The organism is Campylobacter coli LMG 9860 (assembly GCF_000254135.1).
GTDB classification, from domain to species: Bacteria; Campylobacterota; Campylobacteria; order Campylobacterales; family Campylobacteraceae; genus Campylobacter_D; species Campylobacter_D coli.
Window position 1 is genome coordinate 1 of record NZ_AINS01000017.1, and the last position, 5,883, is coordinate 5,883.

Sequence of the window (5,883 nt, forward strand, 5' to 3'; positions counted from 1 at the left end):
TCAAAGCTTTGGTTTATGAGCATATAAAGGCCTTTTTTATTAATTTATCGATATTATATTACAAAAAATTAAAAAGGTAAATCATGACAACTCACATCTACGATTTTTTAGAAAAAAGTTTAATCAAATTTAGCGAAAAAACTGCTTTTGTAGAACCTTTTGCCAAGGAAAGAAAAGAAATCACTTACAAAGACTTTGATCTTTTTTCTAAAAAACTAGCCAGTGAAATTTTAAAAACTTTAAAAAATGATAATCCTACTCAAGCTCCTGTTTTAATCATCTTACCTAAGGGGATTGATTGTTTAATTTCATTTTTTGGAGTGGCACTCAGTGGAAATTTTTATACACTTTTAGATGAAAAAAGTCCTAAAGAAAGAGTAGAAAAAGTCATAGAGGTTTTAAAACCTAAACTTTTTATCACTTCAAAGGATTTAAAATTTAATTTAGATTTGCCTACGCTTTATACACAAGACTTTGAAAGTTTTAATATAGATGAGAGTTTGCTAAAAAATGCTAAAGAAAAACACATAGATACTAATTTACTCTATGTTTTCTTTACTAGCGGAAGCACAGGTATTCCTAAAGGAGTAAGCATAGCACATAAGAGTGTGATTGATTATACTTTTTGGGTGTGTGAGACTTTTAAATTTGATGAGAATGAAATTTTAGCCAATCAAGCACCATTTTATTTTGACAATAGCATTTTAGATATTTTTTCAAGTGTAAAATCAGGAGCAACTTTACACCTTTTACCTAATCATCTTTTTGCTTTTCCAAATAAAATTTTAGAATGCTTAGAAAAAGAAAAGGTTAGTGCTATATTTTGGGTACCTTCAGTGCTGATTTATTTTGCAAATACTAACGCGGTAAATGCTTCCACTCTAAAGAATTTAAAAAAAGTATTATTTTGCGGAGAAATCATGCCTAATAAACAATTAAACATTTGGCGCAAACATTTATCCGATACACTTTTTGCCAATCTTTATGGCCCTACAGAAATCACTGATGTGTGTTCTTTTTATATAGTAGATCGTGAATTTAAAGATGAAGAACTTTTGCCTATAGGTAAAGCTTGTAAAAATACAGAGCTTTTAGTCTTTGATGAAAATATGAATTTCATAAATCCTAAACAAATAGGTATAAAAGGTGAACTTTATGTGAGAGGAACTTCTTTATCTTTAGGATACTATAATGATAAAGAAAAAACCAAACAAGCTTTTATTCAAAATCCTTTACATGATAATTATTTAGATTTACTCTATAAAACAGGAGATATCGTTTCTTATAATGAATTTGGTGAGCTTTTATGCTATGGACGTGCAGATAATCAGATAAAATATATGGGACATAGAATAGAACTTGGAGAGATAGAAAGTGTGATCAACTCTCATCCACAGGTTAAAAATAGTGCTTGTATTTTTAAAGAAGATATTATTTGTTTTTATGAAAGTGAAGAAGAAATTAATTTTAAAGATTTTTTGAAAGATAAATTACCTTCTTATATGATCCCAAAAAATTTTATTAAACTCGACAAATTTAAGCTTAATCAAAATGGTAAAATTGATAGAAAGGTTTTAAAAGAACTTGTTTAAAAAAGCTTTTTATAAAGGATTTAAGTTAAGTAATTACTATGACAATTTTGGTACAATTGAAGAAAAAATTTTAAAACAGGAATTTATTTTACAAAAATATAAAAACAATAATTTTTTCTTTTTTAATCGTGTAGATAATTTACTATATTATTTTATCAATGATTTACAGAATTTTAATTTAAAGGCTAATTATATAAAAATCTTAACCAAAACCGATAAGCAACTTTTACAACATAATGATTTTTTAAAACTCAATCATTTTAAAGAAATACTCAATCATAAACAAATGATACTCAAAAAAGATGAGATAAAATTAAAAAAATTTACCTTTATCTCTAAAGCTTCACATGAAGATAGCAAGGAAATTTATAGCTTTTTTAGAAAATATTTTGATCCATATTTGTTTTATTTTTCACAAAAAAATCTTGAAGAAAAAATACCCAATATACTTGTTTATAAAGAAAATCAAAAAATTCGCGCTGCTTTGATCTACACTCAAACTCTCAATGCTAATTTTTTAGATTTTATAGCTGTAGATAGAAATTTAAAGCATAAAAATGTGGCTTTTGCTTTACTAAATCATTATTTTGCAGCCAATACTCAAAATAAATTCTTTAAACTTTTTGTAGAAGAAAAAAATCAAAAAGCCATTAATTTTTATAAAAGGGCGGGTTTTTGTTTTAATCATATTAATTTAAAATTTTATAGGAATTTCTAATGACTTACTCATATATTTACATCATAGGCACAGGCAAAGTAGCCAAAGAATGCCAAAAAATAGCTAATGATTTTTTCAGACAAGAAGTAAATTTTGTAAAAAATATAGAAAATTTAGATGATTTCTTTAAAAATCTTAAAAATTGCCTTATTATTAGTGCTAATAATTTTTATATTTTCAAAAAAGAATGTATTCAAAAAAATACTATTATTAATTACCACAACGCATTATTACCTTTTCACAGAGGATGTAATGCACATATTTGGAGTATATGGGAAAACGATAAAAAAACAGGTATTACTTGGCATATGGTTAAAGAAAGTATAGATACAGGTGATATTTTAGTTCAAAAAGAAATAAAACTTGATAATAATTGTACTGCTTTAAGTCTTTTAAACGCTCAACACAAACTTGCTCTAACTTTATTTAGAGAAGCTTTAGAAATTTTAAAAAATAAAGCTTTTAAAATGCAAATTTCAGGGGGGGTATCACAAAAAATTATCTTTACCAAATAATGGTTATTTAGATCTTACTTGGAATAAAGAAAAAATTTCTCGCTTTTTAAGAGCTATGGACTGCGGTGCCTTAAGCGGAGTTCCTAAAGCTAGATTAGAAATATTAGGTGAAGAAAGAGAAATTTTATTTTATGAAATCAATGAGCTTGATTTAATTTTAAATTTAAGCGATAATGTCATTTTAAAAATCACAAAGGAATAAAATGCAAGAAATCAAACAATTTTTTATCAATATAGAAAGAACAGATATCAATGAGAGTATGGAAAATCTAGTAAGTGAAGATTTTATCGATAGTATCGATATCATGGCTTTGGTTGCCGAAATAGAAAAATTTTATAAAAAACCCTTAAAAGCAGAATTTATCACACCTGAAAATTTTGAAAGCTTTGAAAATATCAAAAAAATGCTTGAAACTGCAATGAAAGACTAATCTTTCCTTGCAAGTTCAAGCTGTTCTTTTAAAGAACTGATGATTTCATTTTTAGAAACAATAATTTGTGCTATAAAATCCGCCACATCATCCCAATCTTTACTTAGCATATGGGTTAAAGTATAATTTTGTTCATATTCTTCCCAATTCACAGGAGTAAAAAGAGAATTTTTATGCGGGAAATATTTGTTTTTTACCCATTCAAGTGAAGAAGCAAAATAATCCACATAAGCTTTAGCAATATCTTTTTGCACTGCAAATTTTAATCTTTTTTCTTTGCTGCCTTCAAATTTTCTTCTTGCCATAAAAAGCAAAGAATTAAGATTATCCTGCTTTAAATCTTTTTGATTTAATCTTGACATAAGCTCCATTCCTAAAAGATTAAAACTTTCATTTTTGGTTTGTTTTAAAACAAAACTCTCATCCCATTCAAGTCCTAAATGATAAACAAAATCCTTAAGTAAAGTCCCTCCTACATAATCCTCCCTTAGAAGTCTTACTATCAAATTTTCTTCTCCAAATACCTCAGCATGAGTTTTGCAAATCCATTCATAGTCAAAAATATATTTTCTAGGATGATCTTGCGGAGCAAAATCAGCAGAATAATACTCCATATTGTTTTTATGATCTTAAGAGCAATGTGAGTTTAAATAACCCAAAATATCTCTAAAATACACAATAATATAAATTTGAGTAAAACCTAACTCTCTCATAATCTTTTCTAAAATTTCTACATGTTTTTTGGTAGAAAAATCCCAAACTATACCCTCAGCTGAAAAAATAAATTTTTTATCTTTATGTAAAGCACTTTCGCTTTTAAAATTTTCTATAGCTCTAAGAAGTCTTTCATTTGTGATATGACTTAAAATACTCTCTTTTTGCAAAATATCTTCTTTTTGAACTAGTTCTAAAACCATATCTACCAAAGCCCAATGCCTATTTGCCACTCTAAGGCTTTTTGGATAAATATAGCCTTTTTTTTAAAAGCCTTTCTTCGTTTTGCATCAAGAAGCCTTGTTTTTCTTGATTTCCTGTATTAGTAGTTCCTATATGTAAATATGCTGTCATTTTATATCCTTTCTTTACAAAAAATTATACTCCGTTTGTGCTTAAATTTTAAGCATTCATAAGTTACAATTTATCTATTAAATACTAGAAAGAAGTAAAAATGAATTTAAAATTAAACTCACACAATATTAAGGCTATTAGTATAGTTTTACCCAAAAATCCACATACCTTAGAAAAAGAATTACAAGAATGCAATTTAAACCAGAAAAAATACGAACTTTTAAAGCAAAATACCGGTATAAATCATCATTTCATAAGCCCTAATAATATCTATGCAAGTGATTTAGCAAGCAAAGCACTAGAAAAGCTTTTTAGAGAAAATTTGCTTTTAAAAGATGAGCTTGATGTACTTTTAGTTTATAGTTTTTCACCAGATTTTCTAGCCCCTGCACTTTCAAGTTTAATCCATAAAAATCTTGGTTTAAGTGAAAAAACTCTGTGTTTTGATAATATTGCTTTTTGCCCAGGATTTTTACAAGGCCTAATGCAAGCTTTTTCTTTACTAGATAATGAAAATATCAAAAAAATAGCTTTCATTTGCGTAAGTGTAAAAAGTAAAAAAATACCCAAAAAAGATAAAATCACCTACCTTAGTAATAGCGACAGTGCTAGTGTTATTTTGCTTGAAAAATCTAATACAAAAGAAAAAGCTTTTTTCTCGCAAAAAATCTTTTCCAAATTAGCCACAGAAGAAACTTTTCCTCTAAAATGCTTTAAAGAAGCAAATGATTTTATCGATATGGACAAAAATCTCACATTTTCTCACTTAAATGAAAATTTTCCTCGATTTTTTGATGATTTTTTTGATAATTTTAAACTTGATAAAAGCAAAATAGGCGAATTTTTCTTTGGAAGTGCAAATAATTTTATAAAAACTAAATTATTAGAACTCTTAAATTTCAAAGAAATTAAAAATGATGAAACTTTAAAAAATTATGGCGATGTTACGATAAATAAATTAGCCTTTGATTTGGCAAACTATGAATGGAGAAAAAAAAAGGGGGGGGGTATAAAACAAGTTTTTATGGCTAGTTTTGGCACAGGAATTACCTTTAATGCCATGAGTTTGAAAATTGATTTTAGCAAAATTAAAAACTTTATCGAAATTATTGATTTTAATACTTGAAAAAATATACTATGTTTCAAGCGTAGATTTTATTTAAGCATAGGCTAAAACAATGCGGTGGAAAAATTAGAGTTATTTATCAACTCAAGCAACTCATTTGCCATCTTCAACAGAAAATTATTTTAAAGTCTTTTTCTATTATTGGTAGCACCTTTTTCACCAAGAGAAATTAACCACTTAAACAAATCATTATACAAAAATATTTCACTTTTTTTAAAAAAATCATAAATTTAATTTTTATATTAGGCAAGGAAATATCCATCTACAAAGCCCCTCCCTAGCAATCCTTTCTTAACTTTACTAACGATAATCTTAAACAATTTCAAGCTCAAATTTATCATCTTTATCTTTAAAAATAAATTGCTTGTCTTTGCAAGGATAAGTGATAGAATTTTTACTCATATCAAATTTTCTTCCTTGTAGTTTTTCAAGC

The 5,883-nt window shown here is 26.7% G+C and carries 5 protein-coding genes and 2 pseudogenes; 5 read left to right on the plus strand and 2 right to left on the minus strand.

What is annotated here, in order from left to right; all coding sequences use genetic code 11:
• The first annotated feature begins 83 nt into the window (after positions 1–83).
• From CCO88_RS03080 to CCO88_RS03095, 4 genes and pseudogenes are all read left to right on the plus strand, one after another.
• Positions 84–1,592: an amino acid adenylation domain-containing protein gene (locus CCO88_RS03080; protein ID WP_002839342.1), complete on the plus strand. Its 1,509-nt coding sequence runs from the start codon at positions 84–86 to the stop codon at positions 1,590–1,592.
• Positions 1,585–2,310 (plus strand): GNAT family N-acetyltransferase, encoded by a 726-nt coding sequence (locus CCO88_RS03085; protein WP_002790437.1) that lies wholly within the window; start codon positions 1,585–1,587, stop codon positions 2,308–2,310. The genes CCO88_RS03080 and CCO88_RS03085 overlap by 8 nt, the downstream gene beginning before the upstream one ends.
• Positions 2,310–3,027: pseudogene (locus CCO88_RS03090) on the plus strand (formyl transferase). The gene CCO88_RS03085 and the pseudogene CCO88_RS03090 overlap by 1 nt, the downstream one beginning before the upstream one ends.
• Position 3,028: 1 nt before the next feature.
• The gene (locus tag CCO88_RS03095) at positions 3,029–3,256 is read left to right on the plus strand and encodes an acyl carrier protein (RefSeq protein WP_002777686.1); all 228 of its coding nucleotides are present in this window, start codon (positions 3,029–3,031) and stop codon (positions 3,254–3,256) included.
• Here CCO88_RS03095 and CCO88_RS03100 read toward each other — a convergent pair.
• Positions 3,253–4,324 (minus strand): annotated as a pseudogene (locus CCO88_RS03100) (acyl carrier protein). The gene CCO88_RS03095 and the pseudogene CCO88_RS03100 overlap by 4 nt on opposite strands.
• 100 nt (positions 4,325–4,424) lie before the next feature.
• Here CCO88_RS03100 and CCO88_RS03105 point away from each other — a divergent pair.
• Positions 4,425–5,450, plus strand: a complete 1,026-nt coding sequence (locus tag CCO88_RS03105) for a 3-oxoacyl-ACP synthase (protein WP_002839345.1) — start codon at positions 4,425–4,427, stop codon at positions 5,448–5,450.
• Positions 5,451–5,762: 312 nt separating this feature from the next.
• Here the strand turns inward: CCO88_RS03105 and CCO88_RS10310 are convergent.
• The coding region (locus tag CCO88_RS10310; RefSeq protein WP_002783628.1) for a DUF2920 family protein at positions 5,763–5,883 on the minus strand (121 nt) is incomplete at its 5' end.

Excerpts from the sequence above, each read along its gene's own strand:
- CCO88_RS03080 (WP_002839342.1), top strand. The coding sequence starts at position 84 with ATGACAACTCACATCTACGATTTTTTAGAAAAAAGTTTAATCAAATTT.
- CCO88_RS03095 (WP_002777686.1), top strand. The coding sequence starts at position 3,029 with ATGCAAGAAATCAAACAATTTTTTATCAATATAGAAAGAACAGATATC.
- CCO88_RS03105 (WP_002839345.1), top strand. The coding sequence starts at position 4,425 with ATGAATTTAAAATTAAACTCACACAATATTAAGGCTATTAGTATAGTT.